The 20,768-nt window shown below is 35.7% G+C and carries 17 protein-coding genes; 7 read left to right on the top strand and 10 right to left on the bottom strand.

Annotation, left to right across the window (positions count from 1 at the left end; translation table 11 throughout):
• Positions 1–88: 88 nt before the first annotated feature.
• The 3 genes from ACIP9W_RS05430 (at position 89) to ACIP9W_RS05420 (ending at position 1,662) form a co-directional block, all read left to right on the top strand.
• Positions 89–277 carry a YkvS family protein gene (locus ACIP9W_RS05430; protein ID WP_093264291.1) on the top strand — a complete coding sequence of 63 codons (189 nt, stop codon included), beginning with the start codon at positions 89–91 and terminating at the stop codon, positions 275–277.
• Between the two features lie 68 nt (positions 278–345).
• Positions 346–957, top strand: a complete 612-nt coding sequence (locus ACIP9W_RS05425; protein WP_400786835.1) for a CPBP family intramembrane glutamic endopeptidase — start codon at positions 346–348, stop codon at positions 955–957.
• Positions 958–1,011: 54 nt separating this feature from the next.
• A complete protein-coding gene (locus tag ACIP9W_RS05420) occupies positions 1,012–1,662 on the top strand; it encodes a hypothetical protein (protein ID WP_400786833.1) in 651 nt (216 codons plus the stop codon).
• A gap of 38 nt (positions 1,663–1,700) precedes the next feature.
• On the opposite strand, the gene ACIP9W_RS05415 is transcribed toward ACIP9W_RS05420, so the two are convergent.
• Entirely contained in the window at positions 1,701–2,144 is a 444-nt protein-coding gene (locus tag ACIP9W_RS05415; RefSeq protein WP_400786831.1) for a MarR family winged helix-turn-helix transcriptional regulator, read from the bottom strand.
• A 76-nt stretch (positions 2,145–2,220) separates the two neighbouring features.
• Positions 2,221–3,285, bottom strand: coding sequence for an ATP-binding protein (locus tag ACIP9W_RS05410; protein ID WP_400786829.1), 1,065 nt, complete (start codon positions 3,283–3,285; stop codon positions 2,221–2,223).
• Positions 3,286–3,472: 187 nt separating this feature from the next.
• Between ACIP9W_RS05410 and ACIP9W_RS05405 the strand changes: the two genes are divergently transcribed.
• The gene (locus ACIP9W_RS05405) at positions 3,473–5,233 is read left to right on the top strand and encodes a B12-binding domain-containing radical SAM protein (RefSeq protein ID WP_400786827.1); all 1,761 of its coding nucleotides are present in this window, start codon (positions 3,473–3,475) and stop codon (positions 5,231–5,233) included.
• A 24-nt stretch (positions 5,234–5,257) separates the two neighbouring features.
• Here ACIP9W_RS05405 and ACIP9W_RS05400 read toward each other — a convergent pair whose 3' ends face one another.
• The 6 genes from ACIP9W_RS05400 to ACIP9W_RS05375 form a co-directional block, all read right to left on the bottom strand.
• The gene (locus ACIP9W_RS05400) at positions 5,258–6,613 is read right to left on the bottom strand and encodes a TrkH family potassium uptake protein (RefSeq protein WP_400786825.1); all 1,356 of its coding nucleotides are present in this window, start codon (positions 6,611–6,613) and stop codon (positions 5,258–5,260) included.
• Positions 6,614–6,706: 93 nt separating this feature from the next.
• Complete coding sequence (locus tag ACIP9W_RS05395) at positions 6,707–7,498, bottom strand: TerC family protein (RefSeq protein ID WP_400786823.1); 792 nt, start codon at positions 7,496–7,498, stop codon at positions 6,707–6,709.
• Positions 7,499–7,820: 322 nt separating this feature from the next.
• Positions 7,821–10,901: an efflux RND transporter permease subunit gene (locus ACIP9W_RS05390; protein ID WP_400786821.1), complete on the bottom strand. Its 3,081-nt coding sequence runs from the start codon at positions 10,899–10,901 to the stop codon at positions 7,821–7,823.
• A gap of 653 nt (positions 10,902–11,554) precedes the next feature.
• Positions 11,555–13,129 (bottom strand): peptide chain release factor 3, encoded by a 1,575-nt coding sequence (locus ACIP9W_RS05385; protein WP_400786820.1) that lies wholly within the window; start codon positions 13,127–13,129, stop codon positions 11,555–11,557.
• An 88-nt stretch (positions 13,130–13,217) separates the two neighbouring features.
• On the bottom strand, positions 13,218–14,267 hold the full coding sequence (locus tag ACIP9W_RS05380) for a M42 family metallopeptidase (RefSeq protein WP_400786818.1): 1,050 nt from the start codon (positions 14,265–14,267) through the stop codon (positions 13,218–13,220).
• Positions 14,268–14,339: 72 nt separating this feature from the next.
• Positions 14,340–15,728, bottom strand: a complete 1,389-nt coding sequence (locus tag ACIP9W_RS05375; protein ID WP_400786816.1) for an aldehyde dehydrogenase — start codon at positions 15,726–15,728, stop codon at positions 14,340–14,342.
• Between the two features lie 314 nt (positions 15,729–16,042).
• Here ACIP9W_RS05375 and ACIP9W_RS05370 point away from each other — a divergent pair, with 314 nt between their 5' ends.
• Complete coding sequence (locus tag ACIP9W_RS05370; RefSeq protein ID WP_170206441.1) at positions 16,043–16,186, top strand: hypothetical protein; 144 nt, start codon at positions 16,043–16,045, stop codon at positions 16,184–16,186.
• Between the two features lie 108 nt (positions 16,187–16,294).
• Positions 16,295–17,008, top strand: coding sequence for a thermonuclease family protein (locus ACIP9W_RS05365; RefSeq protein ID WP_400786814.1), 714 nt, complete (start codon positions 16,295–16,297; stop codon positions 17,006–17,008).
• A 66-nt stretch (positions 17,009–17,074) separates the two neighbouring features.
• On the opposite strand, the gene ACIP9W_RS05360 is transcribed toward ACIP9W_RS05365, so the two are convergent.
• On the bottom strand, positions 17,075–17,977 hold the full coding sequence (locus tag ACIP9W_RS05360) for a DMT family transporter (RefSeq protein WP_400786812.1): 903 nt from the start codon (positions 17,975–17,977) through the stop codon (positions 17,075–17,077).
• 162 nt (positions 17,978–18,139) lie between these two features.
• Here ACIP9W_RS05360 and ACIP9W_RS05355 point away from each other — a divergent pair, with 162 nt between their 5' ends.
• A complete protein-coding gene (locus tag ACIP9W_RS05355) occupies positions 18,140–19,516 on the top strand; it encodes an aminotransferase-like domain-containing protein (RefSeq protein ID WP_400786810.1) in 1,377 nt (458 codons plus the stop codon).
• A 29-nt stretch (positions 19,517–19,545) separates the two neighbouring features.
• On the opposite strand, the gene ACIP9W_RS05350 is transcribed toward ACIP9W_RS05355, so the two are convergent.
• Positions 19,546–20,748: an MFS transporter gene (locus ACIP9W_RS05350; RefSeq protein ID WP_400786808.1), complete on the bottom strand. Its 1,203-nt coding sequence runs from the start codon at positions 20,746–20,748 to the stop codon at positions 19,546–19,548.
• Between the last annotated feature and the right edge of the window lie 20 nt (positions 20,749–20,768).

Genomic DNA, 20,768 nt, shown 5'->3' with positions numbered 1-20,768 from the left:
TCAATACTTTTGGTTAAAATACTTTACGTACTCCTTATTTTAGGGCAAACTGTATACTAATAAGTTCTAAAAGGGGATGGAACAATCTATGAAAATAGCTGAAGTTGGTAATGTTGTTGAGTTTAAAGATGGTTTACAAGGAATAGTTGAGAAAGTTAATGAGAATTCTGTTATAGTCAATTTAACTTTCATGGAAAATTTTAATGAGCTAGAAATGGAAGAGAAAACTGTGATTAATCACAAGCGCTATAAAATATTATATAGTAATGAAGATTAAACGTCATGCCGTTCCTCTCAGAATACAGAAGAACGGCGTTTTTGAATTATAGTTAGGATGTGCTTTATATGTTTCGTCAAATACCAATTACACGATTAATAATTCCCCTTGTTTTGGCTTATGCTTTTGCTTGGCTAACCTTTTCAAATGAGAAAGTATTCTGGTACTTCTATACCTTTACTGCGTTATTTCTTATGTCACTCGCTTATTATTCCATTAAAATAGAAGATGAATTAAAGACATTTCATTATTTTATTCTTAGTATAGCTTTCGGAGCGCTCACATATGCCCTCTTATTCATTGGTTTTAAATTGGTTGACCTTGCTCCATTTATGTCCACCAAAAGTATCAATTCTTTTGTAAATAAATTTGGGCCATCGTCCATATGGCATTACTTGCTACTTTTATTTATCATAGCACCAGGTGAAGAGCTTTTCTGGAGAGGATATATACAGCAACAATTGAAAAAATATCTTCCTCCGGTGTTCGCAATTATAGTAGGTGCAGCACTATTTGGCCTTTCTTTTGTTTTTAGCGGTTTTTGGTTAGGCATACTGGCGGCCTTTGTCGTCGGTCTAGTGTTCGGTTTTTTATACGAATGGAAAAAAAGTATGCCATTAATCATCTTAGCTCATATCATCATGCTAGTACTACTTTTTCTAGTAATCCCATTTACTTGAAGAAGAAACATTATTCCAACTAAAACGTCTATTTAAAAAAGGAGCTGAATCAACGTGAAAAAAATCTATACGTTACTATCCATTCTTTTATTGACAATCTTACTTGCCGCTTGTGGAACTGACACCGTCAACGAAAGTGCAGAACCGGTAACGCCAACGGATGATACCGCAACTACCGAGGAAACAACTCCTGCAGAAGGAGAAACAGGAAACGTTGAAGAATCCACTCAGGCTGAAGGAGAAACTGAAAGTATCGCTTTACCTACAGAAGAGCTTGAAGGAACACAAACAGAAAGTGAAACACAAAACTATACACTTACAGTGATAGAAGGTTTTGAACTAACAGCTGAAGAACCAAATAAAGATTTATTATTCAATCAAGAAAATGATCAACAATCAATGCGAATAGAGACATTTAGCAAAGAGGATGCAAAGATTGAGGATATTACCAAAAATTTAACGGATACAGTACAAGCTTCTAACGATAATGGAACATTAGAAGAAATCACTGATCAAAGCCTAATCCCAACAAACGAATCTATTGAAAATATGAATGCTTATCAAATAGATACACCTGAAGGAAAAGTTTATGGCTATACATTTGAACGAGAAGGTTTACTGGTCAAACTCACTGTGTTTGATACAACCGAAGTACCAGCAGTTCAGAACTTTGTAAAAATGGCTTCTACTATACAAGCAAAATAAAACTTCGAGCCCTCAATTGGGCTCGAAGTTTTATTTTACTAAGAAAGGTTTTTAATAGATAATCCTAATTTTTTTAGGAGTTCTATCATATGAGCCTTTTCTTCTTCGGATAAAACATCCATCAATTGTTGTAATTGTTGCTCATGTCTTGGAAAAAGTTCGTCCATAAATGCAGTACCTTCATCTGTGATTTCAGCAAATGTAACTCGTCGGTCTGTGGGACTAGAAACTCGGTTAATATACCCTCGTCCTTCTAATTTATCTACTACATAAGTAATGGAGCCACTTGCTAGCAAAATCTTATTACCAATCTGTTGAAGTGGTTGTTTTCCTTTATGATAAAGTAGCTCTAAAACCGCGAATTCTGTCGGATTTAATCCATTTTCTTGAAAAAATTGATTCGTACATTCGTGGATTACTTTATGGGCACGAGACAATACTACAAATAGCTTTAGTGCATTGTTCGGTTGTTCATTTGTCATTCTTAGTCATCCTCACCTATAAAATTGACATTAGCTTTCATTATATAGGTTATCCTATAATCTTGTCAAAATAGGTTTATATTTCTTTTTGCAATGGGAGTATAAATTTAAAGCTTGTTCCTACTTCTACTTCGCTCATCACTTCAATTGTACCACCATGGGATTTGATCACTTGGATACTATGAGACAACCCAAGTCCTGTCCCTTCTGACTTCGTCGTAAAAAAAGGATCAAATATCTTATCTATTTTGTCTGCTTCTATACCTTGGCCTTGGTCTTTTATCTCAATACAAACGTCCTTCATCCCGATATTTGAAATGGTAATAAAAATATTGCCGCCCTTTGGCATAGCTTCAATGGCATTTTTGATCGAATTCATAAAAACTTGCTTCATTAAATTTCGATCACCTAAAAATTTGAATTTACTTTCTGGTGTTAGTGAAATGATTAATTCTATATTTTTCATTAGTGCTTGTGGCGCCATGAAATTAGCGACTTCCAATATAAGTTCTTTTATATCAAAAGAATTAAATTTATTATTTGTTGGTTTTGACACTTCTAAAAACTCGGTCAAAATTTCTTCCATTCGCTTTATTTCTTCGTTAATGACGGCTAAATATCTTTTTCCATCCTCATTTGTCGTTTGGTGTAATAATTGGGTAAATCCTTTTAAGGATGTCATTGGATTACGAATTTCATGCGCAATGCTTGCAGCTAACTGGCCTATGGTGCTTAATGATTCGGTATGATTTAAGCGTTTTTTCATTTGAATCTTTTCTGATTCGTCGTGAATCTCTACAAGGTATATATTAGAGTCTTCTTGCTTGGATACTTTTACATATATATATTTTAAATCTCCTAAAAAAGTGAGTATTTCCGTGCAAAGTTCCGCTTCACCAAATCGCAGTACTTTTGCAATGAATTCTTTGTTACTTTCATATGAATTTACAAACAAATCCATAATTTTAACGGCATGAGAGCCGATTACTTCATTCTTATTTATTTGTAGTATTTCTTCCATTTGCGTATTCATTTCTAGTACTATTCCTTCTTCATCGATTAAAAGGAGACCATTCGAAAAAAACTGAAATATATGTTCAAATTTTTGTCTATACTCATACTCCACAGGCACAAACTTCACCAAACCTCTCATTGCGAATGTATTACTCCCAAAAGATTAATACTATATAATAAATACAAACCAAAAAGTGTTTATTAATTCTGATTATTCCATATCACTTATAATTTTGATATGATACTTTTTTCCTATATTGTCGACATCGATTTTCACTGATACAATGATTATACTACAGAAGGAGTTATGAACAATGAATATAATATTAACTACGTTGAATGCAAAATTCATCCATACAAATTTAGCATTACGCTGTTTAAAAGCTTATGCTGAACCAGAGTATTCCCCCCTATTAGTCGAATACACGATTAAGGATCCGACATTTAATATCGTTGCAGATCTATATCAAAAGAAGCCTAATATAGTTGGATTTAGTTGTTACATCTGGAATATCGAAGAGACGATAAAAGTTATTAAAACATTAAAAGCTATAGACCCCTCTATCCAAATCATTTTAGGCGGCCCCGAAGTTTCATACGATACGAATGTATGGCTACGTCAAGTGAAAGAAATAGATTATATTATTGTAGGTGAAGGCGAACATGCATTTAAAGAGTTGTTAAACTTCTTACATGGTAAGCAAACACTAAATGATGTTCCTGGTGTAGCTTATGTGCAAGACGACAAATTTATGCTAAATCCGCTACCACCAAAATTAGATTTACGAGATTCTCCTTCTCCTTTTCGCTTTACAGAAGATCTTCCAAACTTATCAAAGCGAGTTGTTTATATCGAGACGAGCCGTGGGTGTCCATTTTCATGCCAATTCTGCTTATCTTCAATAGAAGTAGGCGTTCGATATTTCAATCGAGATAAAGTGAAGGAGGATATTCGTTTCTTAATGGCAAATGGTGCTAAAACGATTAAGTTTGTCGATAGAACGTTTAATATTAGTAGAAGCTATGCAATGGAAATGTTCCAATTTCTCATTGATGAACATCTACCTGGCGTTGTTTTTCAGTTTGAAATAACTGCAGATATTATGCGACCTGAAGTTATCCAATTTTTAAATGATCATGCACCTGCCGGACTTTTCCGCTTTGAGATTGGAGTTCAATCTACCAATGATTTAACAAATGAACTAGTAAAACGAAGACAAAACTTTGAAAAACTTCAGCGTACCGTAACGATGGTGAAGAGCGGCGGGAAAATTGATCAGCATTTAGATTTAATTGCTGGATTACCAGAAGAGGATTACCAGTCGTTTAGAAATACATTTAACGAAGTTTTTGATATGCGACCTGAAGAGCTACAGCTTGGTTTCCTAAAATTACTACGCGGAACTGGATTGCGTGTAGAGGCTGAAAAATACGGCTATGTATATGTCGATCAAGCACCTTATGAGATTTTTTCCAATAATGTGTTAACGTTTGATGATATTCTTCGTATTAAACAAGTAGAAGATGTACTCGAAAAATATTGGAATGCACATAGAATGGATCATACACTTGAATATTTATTTGCTCATATCTTCGAAACGCCATTTGACTTTTTCCAACGATTCGGTACTTTTTGGGAAGAAAGAAACTGGTCGAAAATTGGTCATCAGCTAGAAGATTTATATACTCGTATATTTTCATTTTTAGAGGGACTAGAAGATATTTCATTGCCAACTATTCAAAGTGTAATGAAACTCGATTATTTATCGAAACAAAAATTCCAACCGCGTAAACCTTGGTGGAAAAATGATATCGATAAAGAAGAACAATCTTCGATCTATAAACAGCTAGCGGAGAATCCTTCGATTGCAGGAGAAGAGTTTGTTGCATTCGGACTTAATGAGCGCGAATTATATAAACAGACATTTATTACTCCCATTTCTATTTGTGTAGACGCTTATGAAGATGGAATTATAAAAGAAAAAGAAGGTTATTTACTCACTACTTTTGGTAAAGGAGAAACTCCTCATTTTTCAATGATAGAACTAAAACAACCGAGCAAAGCAGTCCATTAAGGGACTGTTTGCTCGGTTGTTTTTTTAACCAATAATTACTCGTTCTTTTGGATAATGATATTTGGTTTTATTGCTTTTTCCCCCCAGTGAAAACAAGAAAGAAAGCATGCCCACACGCCCTATAAACATTAGAACCATCATCGTTATTTTTCCTATATCCGACAACTCAGTTGTAACTCCAAGCGTCATTCCGCATGTTCCAAAAGCAGAAGTAATTTCAAAAATTAGCATGGTAACTGGTATTTCTGGTTCTGTAACAGAAAGTAAAATAGTTGCTGCAAAAACCATTATTAATGCAAGTATAATTACCGCAAAGGCTCGAAAGACATCAATCAAATGTATTTCTCGGTTAAAAACTTGTAGACTGTCTTTTCCTCTTGAAAAATTGATCAAAAACAATAAGGCCACGGCAAAGGTCGTTGTACGTATTCCTCCACCTACAGAACTTGGAGAAGCTCCGATAAACATCAGAACACTCATTAAAAATTCCGTTCCCTCGTTAAATAGCGTTATATCCATCGTCGTTAGTCCAGCAGATCTTGTTGAAACGGAGTGAAAAAAAGCCGTAAAAATTTTTTCATGCCAAGGCATCTCTTTAAAGGAATTGAACATTTCAAGTAAAAAAATCATCACTGTTCCAAATAGCAGAAGAATACCATATGTAATCGTAGTAAGTTTCGTAAAAAGAGAAAAACGAAAGTTTTTATTTTTATTCTTTAAAAATGTTTTTACTTCTATTAAAACAGGAAATCCAATTGCACCGAAAACGATTAAAAAACTAGTTATAATTTGGATAAAATAATCATTATGATATGGCACTAATGAATGGCCTGTAATATCGAATCCCGCATTAGTAGTGGCGGAAACAGAAGTAAAAATTCCTTGCATCATCGCTTGCTTAAATGAATCGTAATACTGTGTAAAATATAAAGTTAACAAGATTGCACCAATCAACTGAATTAACAACAGAATCTTTATTATTTCCCTTATTAGGTGCACGACACCCGACATAGTTGACTGGTTGTGGTCGACCATTATAAGTTGTCGTTCTCTTAAGCCAATTTTTTTACCAGAAATAAGCCATATAAAGGTTCCCAATGACATAATTCCAATGCCGCCAAGCTGTAAAATGAATATAATCATCACATATCCGAACACGCTGTACGTTTCTGAAATATCAATAGTTGTTAGACCGGTAACACTAACTGCACTTACAGCCGTAAATAAACTATCTATGAAGTCTACTTCTACTCCTGGCTTATGTACCCCAGGTAAACTGAGCAAAATGACGGAAACTGCAATGGCGATAAAATAATAGGTCACGATTGCTTGTGCGGGAGTAAATTTAGATTTCAGTTTTAGTTGGGATGATTGTTTCATACATATTAGTTCCTTTCAGACATTCCTGTTAACTCATTGTAAAAAAAAAAAGCATAAAAAGATAGTTAAAACTATCTTTTTATGCTTTACATATTATTTCTTTGCTTCAACGTTTTTATATTTTGCTACCCCTAGTAGATAACCACCAATAGCAATAACAAATAATACAGTCCAGAATACGATACTCCAAGGTGTCGAATGTGGGAAATGCTCATCTAATACGCCAACGCCTGGATGTGAAAGTGTTAATACCGCAAGTTTAACCCCTACCCAACCAACGATTAAAAATGCAGCTGTTTCCAGCGTAGGATATTTTTCTAATAATTGAACAAATTTATGTGCAGCAAATCGCATAATAATAAGTCCAATTACACCACCAAAGAACATAACCGCGAATTGACCTGCGTTAATACCACCAATATCATAATTACTAACATGTGGTAACGTAACGGCAATAGCAACGGCTGCAAGCATAGAGTCAATAGCGAAAGCGATATCCGCTAGCTCTACTTTTAAAACAGTCATCCAGAAACCAGAACCTTTTTTCTCTTTTCTTTGAACCGCATCTTCCAAATCATCGGATTCCTCTTCGTCTCCACCCTTCCGCTGATCATAAATATGCTTAATGGAGATAAATAACAAGTAAGCTGCTCCGATTGCTTGCACTTGCCAAATGTTCACTAAAAACGTGATCATAAACAAAGCTAAAAATCTAAATACAAAGGCACCGAGTAATCCATAAAATAATGCTTTTTTCTGTTTATCCTTTGGTAAATGTTTTACCATTACAGCCATTACGACTGCATTGTCAGCTGCAAGTAACCCCTCTAAACCGACTAGTACAAGTAATACCCAACCATACTCCAACAAAATTCCTAAATCCATCAATATCCTCCTTTTTTGCAAATAAAAAGACCCTTGCCTAAAAAAAGGCAAAGGTCTTGCTAAGCAAAATTAATAATTGCTATCATAACCGATGGCAAAAGCCATGTAATGACGACTATGAAATAGGTTTCCCTATAGCTACTCCCCTTTGACATACGTCAAAAGTGTATTCTATTATGATACTAATTATACTGGCTGTTTTACCATTTGTAAACATATATTACTTAATTGTAAGGTCACTTCTGTTGATACACAATTTTACACTATACAATTGTTGTGAACAAAAGCGCTCATACATAGAAACCTAAGGTGTAAAAGTAATTTAATGACTACTTTTCGCTCTGTGGGATGAAGCTTTTTTTCTCGTTTCTTTATCAAATAAACTGTAAATTACCGGTACAACATATAACGTTAAAAATGTTGAACTGATCAGACCACCGATCACAGTAATACCCATTGGCTGATTAATTTCCGTTCCTTCTCCTATTCCTAAAGCGAGTGGTACTAGACCTAGAATAGTTGTGAGTGCAGTCATCAATATAGGTCGCACTCGGTCTTTTACCGATGTTGTAATCGCTTCATACGAACTCATACCTTGCTCTTTCCGCTGATTAATATAGTCTACCAAGACAATTCCGTTATTTACAACAATACCAACTAGGATAAGAATTCCAATTACCGCTGAAATACTAATCGGAGTAGCCGTTGTGAATAAACCGATAAATATACCAATAGTAATAAGAGGTACTGTAAACATAATGACAAATGGATATTTATAAGATTCAAATTGTGCTGCCATCACAATATACACAAGCACAACTGCTAATAAAACAGCCAAAATCATATCATTTTTCGCATTATCCAACAACTCTCTATCTCCACCAAAAGAGACACTTACATTGTCTTCTAATGCAGCTTTGTCAATTGCTTCATCGACCATATCGGACATAGCACCTAACGAATAAGTTGACTCATACTTAATCGTAAAAGTTACCGCTCCTGCTTGATCCACTCTTCGTATCGTTAAAGGTCCTTCTGCAATTTCAACATCCGCCACATCTTGCAACGTAATATAAAGACCTGAAGGAGTTCTTAGTTTTAATTGTTTCAATTGGTCAACACTGTTTCTAAAAGCTTCATCATATTGAACATAAACCCCATACACATCTTCTTGCTCCGAAATAATTTGCGTAGCAAATGCTCCTCTTGTAACGTTATTGACGGTTTGAGCTATTTGAACTGGCGCAAATCCATATTCTAATGCAGCTTCTCGCTTTACAGTAATTTGTACTTCTTCAATAGTCTCTGTTAAATCATTTCTAAAGCTGATAACACCTGGCATTTTTTCTACTTCATCGATAATTGCATGCACTGATTTATTAAGCTGTTCGTTGTCTACAGAAGATACGGTGAAAGAGATTGAATTTGGTGCTGAACCTGCAGCAGTTTGCATATTAAAGTTCACTTCTACATTTTCTCCAGCTATCTCTTTTACTTTAGGCTGTACTTCATCAACAAAGGTGAAAATAGAACGCTCTCTTTTTTCTAAAGGAATCATTTTCACATATATTTCTGCCCGATTGGACATGGATGTTCCTCTGGACTGCCCTTCTTGAGTGCCTCCGACAAAGCTTACGTACACTTCTACGTCCTCTTCTTTTTGCAATTGCTGTTCTATTTTCTTTACTACTTCGTCTGTTGCCGCTAATGCAGCGCCATTTTCTAGCCTTACAGCAATCGTTACAAACCCTTCATCCGTCACAGGTAAAAATTCTGTACCAACACGGAATAAACCAATCGTAGAAATGACTAATAAAACAGCCGTAATAGAAAGGATTATTAAACGATGAGATAAAGCCCATCTGACCGATCGCTCGAAATTGTTATACGACTTTGACCGACGTCTTTTTGCTTCAATATTTCCTCTTGGCTTCTTCAACATTCTACTCGCCATCATAGGAACTACCGTTAATGCAACTATTAGCGATGCAAATAAACTAAACGAAATGGTTAAAGCAAACTCTGTAAAAATTTGACCAATCAGACCGGATAAAAATAATACTGGTACAAAAACTGCAACCGTTGTTAATGTCGAAGCAATAATTGCACCGGCAACTTCTTTTGTTCCGATCGAAGCTGCTTCTTTTGGATTTTTTCCTAGACCTAAATGCCTTTCAATATTTTCTATTACGACAATAGAATTATCCACTAGCATACCAATGCCGAGCGCTAGTGCGCCTAATGTCATAATGTTCAAAGAGAATCCTGCAAAATAAATTAGAACAAAAGTGACAATAACCGAATATGGAATAGCAATTCCAATAATAATAGGGCTTTTAATACCTTTCAAAAAGACGAATAGAACAAGCATTGCTAACACTGCACCTGATATAAGGCTTGTCCCAATATTGTCGATGGCTGCTTTTACATAGTCTCCTTGATCAAATAGTATATTTGCTTTTATATCTTTATAAGCTTCTTTCGCAAGCTGCTCGTCCAATGCTTGTTGAAATGCTTTCGAAACACTGGCTGTATTTGCCCCTGATTCTTGAAAAACGGAAAGTAAAACGGCTGGTTCATCATTCGCCCTTGTATCTGAATTCTGTTCTTGTTCAGCTAGCTCTACAGTAGCAACATCTGCAATCGTTATTTTATTACCATCCAATGGGTTGACTGTGATAACGAGATTTTTAATGTCTTCCACTGTTGTAAGTGTACTAACAATTCGAGTAGTAAGGTATTTTTTATCTGCAGTTTCGATTGGATTTCCAGGAAGCGATATATTATTTGCTTGAATTAATTGCACAATATCCGCTTGGGTGAGTCCTTTTTCTTCTAACTTTTGCTGGTTCAGTTGAATTTGCACTTCTTCAACTATCGAACCAGAGACATTAACACTCGCTACACCTTCCGTACTTACAAGATCCTTTTCCAGCTTTTCAGCTACTAAGCGAATATCTTCAGATGTACTCGATCCACTTAATGCGAGTTGAATTACTGGAAACTGGGAGGGATCAAATTTTATAAACTGTGGTTTGATCGCATCTTCCGGTAATACCGTCATATCTAGTCGTTGCATCACATCTAGTTCAACGTCATCCATATCGGTGGACCATTCAAATTCCAGTAATATAAAATTAGCACCTTCCTGAGAAGTACTTCTTATGGATTTAATCCCGGGCAACGTACTCAAAGAAGATTCTAGTGGCTTTGTTATCTTTTCATTCACTTCTACTGGACTTGCCCCAGGATAACTCGCTACTACAACCGCTACTGGAGGATTTAAGTCTGGAATGAGCGTAATTGGTATTTTAAAAAATGAAACTCCGCCTAAAATGATGATTAAAAACATGATGACCGTTGTAAATACCGGCCTTTTTATAGAGAAATTACTTATGTTCATCGTTGGGTCCACCTTCTCTTTTGCTAATACTATCATATGCTTTAGGCGGAAAGAGTTCAAATTTAATATGGAGAAAAATAATGAGGAATGCTGTGTGAAAGATGGATCTTGCGATATGAGGGGTGGATCTTGTGATTTGAACTGTCTATCTTGTGACTCTTGAAAGGGATCTTGCGATTTGAACTGTCTATCTTGCGATTCTTGAGGGCTATCTTGCGATTTCGGGAGTCTATTTGCGATTTGAAATCATCTTGCGATTTGAGGGGTGGATCTTGCGATTTGAGATGTCTATCTTGCGATTCTTGAGGGCTATCTTGCGATTTCGGGAGTCTACTTTGCGATTGGAAATCATTTTGCGATTCGAGGGGTGGATCTTGCGATTTGAACTGTCTATCTTGTGATTCTGGGGATGGATCTTGCGATTCTTGAAAGCGATCTTGCGATTTCTGGAATCTATTTTGCGATTTAGAATCATCTTGCGATTCGAGGGGTGGATCTTGCGATTTGAGATGGCTATCTTGCGATTCTTGATGTCTATCTTGCGATTCGAAATATCTATCTTCCGATTCAAGATTTCTATCTTAAGATTTGAACACTCTCTCTAACAATTCTCCAAAAGAAAAGACCACCATATAAAAAGGCGGTCTTCTTGCTTAAAGTAGATTATACAATTTAATATGCTCATATTTATCTTGGAACCAGCGTGTTGCAAACTCATTTTCAAAAAGGAATACATAGTTGTCGTAGCGATCTTTTACAAGCATACTACGTGGACCAGTCATTGATTCTTTCACATCTTCTTCGTTTTCAATCCAACGAGCTACTTTCGATCCAATTGGTTCCATGCGAACTTCTACGTTGTATTCGTTTTTCATACGATGCTCAAATACTTCAAATTGAAGCTGTCCAACTGCTCCTAAAATAACTTCTTCCGTGTGCAGTGTTTTGTAATATTGAATCGCACCTTCTTGTACTAATTGTAAAATACCTTTATGGAAGTGCTTAGATTTCAATACGTTTTTCGCGGTAACTTTAACGAATAACTCTGGTGTAAATTGAGGAAGCGCTTCATATTGAAATGCCTTCTTCCCACCAACTACTGTATCTCCGATTTGATAGTTACCAACATCATAGAGGCCGATAATATCTCCCGCTACAGCTGTTTCTACTGTTTCACGGTCATCCGCTAAAAACTGCGTAGATTGCGTTACTTTAAATGTTTTTCCTGTTCGAGCAAGGGTAATTGTCATACCTCTTTCAAACTTCCCTGAAACAATTCGAACGAATGCAATACGATCTCGGTGAGCCGGGTTCATATTTGCTTGAATTTTGAAAATGAAGCCAGAGAATTCTTCGTTTAAAGGATTCACCTCTTCTTCAGTGTTCGTGTGACGAGGTTGAGGTGTCGGTGCGAATTGTAAGTATGTTTCTAAAAATGTTTGGACCCCGAAATTGGTTAAAGCACTGCCGAAAAATACTGGCGTTAAATCTCCTGCAAGTACTTTTTCTTTATCAAAATCATTTCCTGCCTCATTTAAAAGCATAATGTCTTCCATTGCTTGCGTATAATAGGAAGTTTGTTTCATAGAATGATCGACCGCTAGTTCACCTTCTTCATCTAAAGGTAGGAATCGTTCCTCTTCTTCCGTACGGAATTGTTCGATTCGGTTATTATAGCGATCATAGATTCCTAAAAACTCTTTACCCATACCGATTGGCCAGTTCATCGCGTAAGACTGAATCCCTAGTACTTCTTCCAACTCTTCCATTAGCTCTAGTGGCTCTTTCCCTTGGCGGTCAAGCTTGTTAATGAATGTGAAAATCGGAATTCCACGCATACGACAAACTTTAAATAATTTTAATGTTTGGGCTTCAATCCCTTTTGCAGCATCCACAATCATTACTGCACTATCGACAGCCATTAATGTACGATACGTATCTTCACTGAAATCTTGGTGACCAGGTGTATCTAATATATTAATCCGGCAATCATTAAAATCGAATTGCATAACGGATGATGTAACGGAAATACCACGTTGTTTCTCAATTTCCATCCAGTCTGAGGTTGCAAATTTCCCTGACTTCTTCCCTTTTACTGTTCCTGCATCACGAATTGCTCCACCAAAGTATAAAAGCTTTTCCGTAATAGTTGTTTTACCAGCATCCGGGTGAGAAATAATTGCAAAGGTTCTTCTTTTTAATATTTCATCTTGTGTTTTTATATCCATTCTGTTATATCTCCTTCTTATTCACTTATTTATCATATGGATTTAAGGCAAAAAAAACAAGTAAAAAAGAATCGGTTTTCGCCGATTCTTACAAAATTTTTGAGTTTACATATGCGTATAGAAGCTCTGCTGTATTCTTTAGTGAATCTATATGTGTACGCTCGTATGCATGGGAAGCTTCAATTCCCGGCCCAAATAGCGCATGCTTCACATCAAAACCTGCACGAATTGCAGCTGACGCATCTGAACCATAATAAGGATAGATATCTAGTTTGTAATCAATATTTTCTTGCTGTGCCATACTCACCAATTGTCGCGTCAATTCGTAATGGTACGGACCTGAAGAGTCCTTCGCACATATAGATACAGTATATTCGTCAGATGTTTGACCATCTCCGATTGCCCCCATATCTACTGCAATATATTCTACTGTTTGGTCAGGAATATTTGAGTTCCCACCATACCCTATTTCCTCATTATTCGATATATAAAAATGCGTTGTATGTGGTAATGCTACTTTACTCTCTTTTAATGTTTTAATTAGCTGTAATAATAGTGCTGTACTTGCCTTATCATCTAAATGACGAGATTTAATAAAACCTGTGTCTGTTTCCTCGAAGCGTGGATCGAATGATACAAAATCTCCTACTTCAATGCCAAGTGCTCTTGTTTCTTCTACATTTGTTACTTTTTCATCGATTCGCACTTCAATATTTTGTTCATCTCTTGGCAGAGCACTTGCGTTTTTATATACATGGACGGTTGTTTGATGCATAAGAATCGTTCCACGAATTTTTTTACCACTTGCTGTATGAATCGTGCAATATTCACCTTCGACCGCATTCCAATTAAAACCGCCAACCATTGTTAGTTTTAATCTTCCGCTTGATTTTACTTCCTTCACCATTGCACCTAGTGTATCGGTATGAGCTGTCAAGAGACGATGTTTTGAATCATCTTCTCCTTTAATAGTAGCGATTAACGCTCCTTTATTTGTTCGAATATAAGCAACTTGAAGGTCTTTTAATATATTCTCCATAAACTTCATAATTTCTTGTGTATATCCGGATGGGCTTGGTATTTCCACTAATTGTTTTAATAATGTAACAGTTTCTTCTTTGTTAAAGGTAAACGACATTTCCTATTCCCTCCTAGTCTTCTTTCTATAGTAACAAAAATCTTTTCTATCGTAAAAGTGATGTTTCTCTTATTATTTCAAAAGAGTACGCACCAGTTTCACTTTGTTTTTATAAGGTGGGAACACTACATTTACGGGTAGCTTTGTACTTTTTTTAATAATGGATTTTTGGTGTGTAAATAAAGTGAAACTCGCCTCGCCGTGATACGCTCCAACCCCAGAATTAGCTACACCTCCGAACGGTAAGTATGCACTTCCTGCATGCGAAATCGTATCATTTATACAGCCACCGCCAAATGGAAGTTCCTCCAAAAAGTATTGTTGTGCCCGTTCATGCTCACTAAACATATAGGCAGCAAGTGGTTTTGGCAATTTACGAATTTGACGAATAATTGCTGGCAGATCGTTATAACCTATGATGGGTAATATTGGACCAAATAACTCATCTTCCATTGAGGGACTTGTGAAATCTACTCCTGCAAGTAAAGTGGGTTCTATATATAAATCCGTACAATCTGTACTTCCACCGAAAATAATTTGTTCTTTCTCATTTTCTATAACTGCTTGTAAACGGTTAAAATGATTTGTATTCACAATTCTACCAAGGTCCGGGCTATCTTGGATAGACTTTCCGTAAAACTGAACAATAGATTGTTTTAAAAGCTCGATAAATTTTTCTTTCACTGTTTCTTCTACGACTACATAATCAGGAGCAATACAAGTTTGTCCTGCATTTACGAATTTTCCCCAAACAATTCGCTTCGCTGCTAGTTCTAAATTAGCTGTATGATCAACAATTGCTGGGCTTTTTCCACCTAGCTCAAGGGCAACTGGAGTGAGCCTTTCAGCAGCTGCTTTCATGACTAATTTTCCTACCTTCACACTTCCAGTAAAAAAGATAAAATCAAATGGAGCTTGGATTAGTAGAGAAGTTTCTTCTTTCTCACCTTCCACTACTCGAATATAGGTCGGATCAAAAGCTTTCCCAATTATTTTTTGTATGATTTTTGTTGTATGTGGCGTTGCTTCAGAAGGCTTTATCACTGCACAGTTTCCTCCAGCTATTGCCCCAAGTAATGGCTCCATTACTAATTGGAAAGGATAGTTAAACGGCGCAATAATTAAAATCGTTCCATATGGATCATGTACGATAAAACTTTTAGAAGGCATTAATGCAAGCGGTGTTTTTACTTGTTTTGGCTCCATCCATTCTTCTAAATGTTTTATCATAAATGCAATATTGTCATACACTAAACCAATTTCTGTTGTATAGGCTTCAAACTCACTTTTTCTAAGATCTTGATAAAGTGCGTGTATGACATCTTTTTCATATTTTTTAATCGTCTTTTTTAGTTTCGTTAATTGATCTATTCGAAATTTAGTTGTTTTGGTTATTCCGGTATCAAAAAAAGCTTGATGTTCCTTCATCATTTTATCTAACTGCTGAAAGTCAAAATACATGCAAACATCTCCTAAAAGTATAACTTCCTTTAAAAGAATCATACTACTTGTTACTAAATTGGGAAAGGATATTAAATCTCCATTTATGCATTAAAAACTTCTTTTTTTGTGTCATACATGAGAAACACATAATGTGGAATACTTCTTAATGTAGAGAGTTATATTTTTTTATCGATCCCACTCCGTTAGTCTATAAGTCTTACTTTTTGGTGCATGATATTTGATTCATCTTTCAGATCTTTAGTTTATTTGTGAAACTGGTTAGGGTATATACTTATCAAATGGATAACAGAACACTAAAGGAGGAAATGAACATGACAGAAACAGATACTTGGTGGGAACCTATTTTTACAGGTGCATTTGAGTTAGGTCTTAACAAAGAACGGTTATCAGAATTAGACGAGGAAGCATTCTTATATTTTAAGGAAGACCTAGACGAAACGGAGAGTAATAATTGAATAAACTTTCTACTTAAAAAATCAGCTTTTTCTTCAGTAAAAGAAAAGCTGATTTTTGCATTATTTTTCTCTTCATTTATTTATGCTAAACTTATTTATGGTGATTGAATGAAAAAGATAATTTTACTTATAATTTTTTGTATGCTATTCGGTTGTGAAGTCATCTCTTCCGATGAAAGCACAGAAACTAAGCAAGCATCTCCCGTTGAGGTAATAGATGTTATAGACGGGGATACAATTAAAGTAATGTATAACGGAAAAGTAGAGACAATAAGATACTTACTAATTGACACACCTGAATTACATCATCAAACACTTGGAAAACAGCCATACGGAGAAGAAGCGAAGTCCCGCAACAAACAATTGCTCGATAATGGAGAGGTTACAATTGAATTTGATGCTGGGAATCGATTGGATGATTACAATCGAATGCTTGCTTATATTTATGTGGATGGTGTCAGTGTCCAAGAAATACTTCTAGAAGAAGGGCTAGCACGCGTAGCATATGTCTTTCCTCCAAACACAAAATACATAGATGTTTTTGAAAAAGCAGAAGAAAGAGGAAAAAATGAAAAACTTGGTGTTTGGCAAACGCCGGGCTACGTAACAGATCGAGGATTTAACACTGCTGTCCTAAATAATAACCAAAAGATACCTTCTGAAACAAATGGAAAATGCCTTATAAAAGGAAATATAAATCGCCAGGGTAATAAAATTTACCATATCCCGAGCGGTAAGCATTATGAGGAAACTAAACCAGAAGAATGGTTTTGTACGGAATATGAAGCTATGAAAGCCGGGTTTCGTCCGGCTCAACAATGATATTAATAATTTGCTTTCATCAATAAACTAACTGCCATGCATTGACTATTTCAAATAAACATGCAGTTAGTTTTCCTTAAGTATTGATTCTTTTTTGGTTATGGAAGCATTTTTTCCTAAAATAACAGAAAAGACAACAATGACTGCTACTACAATAGTGAAAAATGTGATGGATTCATCTAGAAATACTGTTGCAAATATAATCATCAAAAATGGTTGTAAATATTGCAGTTGACTCACTCTTGCTATTCCCCCCATAGCCATTCCACTATACCAAGCAACATATGCTAGAAATTGACTAATCACAGCGAGATAAATTAAACTAACCCAAGCTTGAATAGGTGCATGGAGCATTTCGGTTGTAAGGTTTAAACCAACTGGAATAATGAAGAATGGAGCGCCTATCAGAATTGCCCAAGCAATCACTTGCCAGCTACCTAATTCTTTCGACAACCTTCCTCCCTCGGCATAACTTAGTCCAAGTATAATCACTGCTGCGAGTAGTGCTAAATCGGCAAATTGTAATTGACCGAATCCAAGATGAAGCGCGTACATAATAACAGCTAAAGATCCAATGATGCTTGAAATCCAGAATTTGCGAGATGGGATTTCACTCGCTCTTAACATAGCAAACCCTGTTGTCGCTAATGGTAACAGCGCTAATTCAACTGCTCCATGAGAAACGGGTAAGGATTTCATAGCCCAAGAAGTGAGGAGTGGAAATCCTAAAACTGCACCAACAGCTACAATTACCAAACTTTTAAATTGGAGAAGCGAAGGTAGTTTTTCTTTTCGAACAATCAATACGACAGCTACTAAAATAGCAGCAATAACAGTTCTTCCTAAACCAACCACAGTTGTTCCAAAATATTCTACTGCAATACTTGTAGAAGGTAGCGTTAAACTAAAACAAAAAACACCTACTAATCCCATCAACAATCCAATTTTCTCCCTAGTCTCTCCCTGCATAATGTTCTACCCCTATCTTTATTTAGTTTGCTGCACATCTGTACCTTTTAAATTATTATTAAAATACAGCTCTGATATAATCATCATAATAATAGGTTCATCCACTGAAATAAACCGTTAATTAACCTATCTGTCATGGTACAGTTAAAGGAGGATTAGTATATGGGATCAAAATACTTTAGGATAATGGAGGAAATTAAGCAACAGCTTACAGACGGATTGCTCAAAGCAGGTAGTAAGCTTCCTTCTGTTCGTCAGCTATCTGTGGAATTTTCATGTAGCAAAAATACAGTTATCAAAGCATATTCGGAACTAGAAAAAGAACATTTAATTTATTCTGTTCCAAAAAGTGGTTACTTTGTTGTGAATGATTTTCGAATTGAAAAGAATGAAATTAATGTGATTGATTTCTTATCTGCTGGTCCTGATAAAAGCGTGATGCCTTATATTGATTTCCAACATTGTATAAATCAAGCAATTGAACAATATAAAGAAGAACTTTTTACTTACTCTGATCAACAAGGGCTTTACTCATTACGAGTACAGTTGGTAAAATACTTGCAAAGTTTACAAGTGTTCACTCAACCTGAAAGAGTAATTGTTGTTTCTGGCTCGCAGCAGGCCTTGAATTTATTAGTTTCTATCCCCTTTCCAAATGGAAAAAATAATATCCTAATTGAGCAACCTACTTATTTTGGAATGATAGAGTCGCTCAAATTACAACAAGCAAAGACATTTGGTATTGAGTTAACGATGGAAGGAATCGACCTTGAACGTCTAGAATACATTTTTCGAAATAATGATATAAAGTTTTTCTATATCATCCCAAGATTTCACAATCCACTTGGGCATTGTTACTCAAATAGTGAAAAGAAAAAAATCGTGGAACTAGCCGAAAAATACGATGTATATATAGTAGAAGACGATTTTTTAGGAGATCTTGATCCTAATGCTAAATCGGATCCTTTATATTCTTTCAATCCTTCAGGCAGGGTTATTTATATTAAAAGCTTTTCTAAAATCTTCCTTCCGGGCTTAAGGATTGCTGTTGCTGTTCTTCCAACAATTATGGTTAACAATTTTTTACGATATAAATTTAGTTCCGATTTTAATAGTTCGGCACTATCTCAAGGTGCTCTTGAAATTTATTTAAAAAGCGGAATGTTTAATAGCCATCTCCAAAAAATAAAAGAGGTATATCATCATAAAATGCAAATACTTCAGAAAGCATGTAAATTATTGCTACCTGCCAATGTTTATTTTTCTAAACCGCCTTCAGGATTCTACCTATCTATCGGTTTGCCCGAAAATGTGACAGCAAAACAGGTAGTTCATATGCTAAAAGAGCAGCATGTATATGTGGATGACGCTTCTAGAATGTTTTTACTAGAACATGAAAAAGGAAATATCCTTCGATTGAGCATTTCTCAGGTGGGTGAGGATCAAATTTTACATGGGGTGGAGCGATTGGCTCACTGCATTACATTAATTAACAGCAGAAAAAATCATAATGCTCCAAATAACTTTCAACTATTTTAGAAGGAGTAATTTGATAAAGGACACCACATTTACACGCTTCGGTTGTTGAATTCGTAACCTTTATACTTAACCATAAATACAATTCCAAGAATGGGTCCAATCGCTAGCACAGTAAAGACCCATTTCCAACCGACTATACTCTGAATAACAGGAATTAGATTTATAGAAAATATAGTAAGAAGGAAACCAACGCACATTTGGAAAGTAAGGGCCGTACCTATGTAGTCCTCTTCGGCAAATTCTGAAACTGCTACAGAAAACTGAGCTGAATCGGATATAACAGACATCCCCCAAATGATAGAAATTATTAAAGTTAACCAAATCGATTGCCCAAAAGTAAACCCTATCAGGATAGAACATATAGCACTAACAAACATTGAAATAATCGTTAAATTGGCTCTTCCTATTTTATCGGATAGGAACCCACCTATCACACAGCCAATCCCTCCTGCTATTCCTATGGAACTGAAAGAGGACAATGCAATGAACCAATGTGGAACTTCAGGAAAAGCAATTAAAAAACTAGCAGTTAAAAATGCTGGAAGCCAAGTCCACATCGCATACAATTCCCACATATGGCCAAAATAACCGTAGTTTGCAAGCATTACCGGTTTATTCATTACTACTTTTTTTATTAACTTTAATGAGACAAGCAATCTTTTCGATTTTCCAGGTGCGTCTTCTAAAACAAAAAGAACAATGATAGACGATAATAAAGCCAAAACCGAACTACAAACAATAACAATTTTCCAGTTTAACGAAGAAAAAAATAGCACAACAAAATGAGGTAAAGATGACCCGAGTGTAAGTGCTGCTATTAAGATTCCAATAGCAATCCCGCGATTTTTAGGAAACCATTGAGATAATATTTTCACCGCGATCGGGTACACCCCAGCAAGTACTATTCCAGTTGAAATTCTAAGCAGAATACCGAAAAATGCTGAATCGACGAAAATTAGCAAGACATTTACTATTGCGCCTAGAAATGCTGAAATTGCAAAAACTTTACGGGGATTAAAACGGTCAGCAACCCCCAATAATGAACTAACTACTGCTCCTATTACAAATCCAATAGGAACAGTAGCAGAAAGCCAAGCTTCTAAACCGGAGTTAAGATTCCACATCTCAATTAATTGGGGTGCAATTACTGATGCACTAAACCACAAACTTAAAGCACATAAGACCGACAAGCTAATCCATACCAATGCTCTCCAAGAACCTTGATTCATCATATCCTCCTCAATAATTAAAA

The organism is Psychrobacillus sp. NPDC093180 (genome assembly GCF_044754065.1).
Taxonomy (GTDB): Bacteria; Bacillota; Bacilli; order Bacillales_A; family Planococcaceae; genus Psychrobacillus.
The sequence above is the reverse complement of the archived record's forward strand: the minus strand, read 5'-3'. Positions and strand labels throughout refer to the sequence as shown.

Bases quoted from the DNA above. Each gene is read 5' to 3' on its own strand.
- ACIP9W_RS05355 (WP_400786810.1), top strand. From the start codon at position 18,140: ATGGGATCAAAATACTTTAGGATAATGGAGGAAATTAAGCAACAGCTT.
- ACIP9W_RS05425 (WP_400786835.1), top strand. From the start codon at position 346: ATGTTTCGTCAAATACCAATTACACGATTAATAATTCCCCTTGTTTTG.
- ACIP9W_RS05380 (WP_400786818.1), bottom strand. From the start codon at position 14,267: ATGTCGTTTACCTTTAACAAAGAAGAAACTGTTACATTATTAAAACAA.
- ACIP9W_RS05385 (WP_400786820.1), bottom strand. From the start codon at position 13,129: ATGGATATAAAAACACAAGATGAAATATTAAAAAGAAGAACCTTTGCA.
- ACIP9W_RS05350 (WP_400786808.1), bottom strand. From the start codon at position 20,748: ATGATGAATCAAGGTTCTTGGAGAGCATTGGTATGGATTAGCTTGTCG.
- ACIP9W_RS05395 (WP_400786823.1), bottom strand. From the start codon at position 7,498: ATGGATTTAGGAATTTTGTTGGAGTATGGTTGGGTATTACTTGTACTA.
- ACIP9W_RS05400 (WP_400786825.1), bottom strand. From the start codon at position 6,613: ATGAAACAATCATCCCAACTAAAACTGAAATCTAAATTTACTCCCGCA.
- ACIP9W_RS05370 (WP_170206441.1), top strand. From the start codon at position 16,043: ATGACAGAAACAGATACTTGGTGGGAACCTATTTTTACAGGTGCATTT.
- ACIP9W_RS05405 (WP_400786827.1), top strand. From the start codon at position 3,473: ATGAATATAATATTAACTACGTTGAATGCAAAATTCATCCATACAAAT.
- ACIP9W_RS05430 (WP_093264291.1), top strand. From the start codon at position 89: ATGAAAATAGCTGAAGTTGGTAATGTTGTTGAGTTTAAAGATGGTTTA.
- ACIP9W_RS05375 (WP_400786816.1), bottom strand. From the start codon at position 15,728: ATGTATTTTGACTTTCAGCAGTTAGATAAAATGATGAAGGAACATCAA.
- ACIP9W_RS05360 (WP_400786812.1), bottom strand. From the start codon at position 17,977: ATGCAGGGAGAGACTAGGGAGAAAATTGGATTGTTGATGGGATTAGTA.
- ACIP9W_RS05415 (WP_400786831.1), bottom strand. From the start codon at position 2,144: ATGACAAATGAACAACCGAACAATGCACTAAAGCTATTTGTAGTATTG.
- ACIP9W_RS05390 (WP_400786821.1), bottom strand. From the start codon at position 10,901: ATGAACATAAGTAATTTCTCTATAAAAAGGCCGGTATTTACAACGGTC.
- ACIP9W_RS05365 (WP_400786814.1), top strand. From the start codon at position 16,295: ATGAAAAAGATAATTTTACTTATAATTTTTTGTATGCTATTCGGTTGT.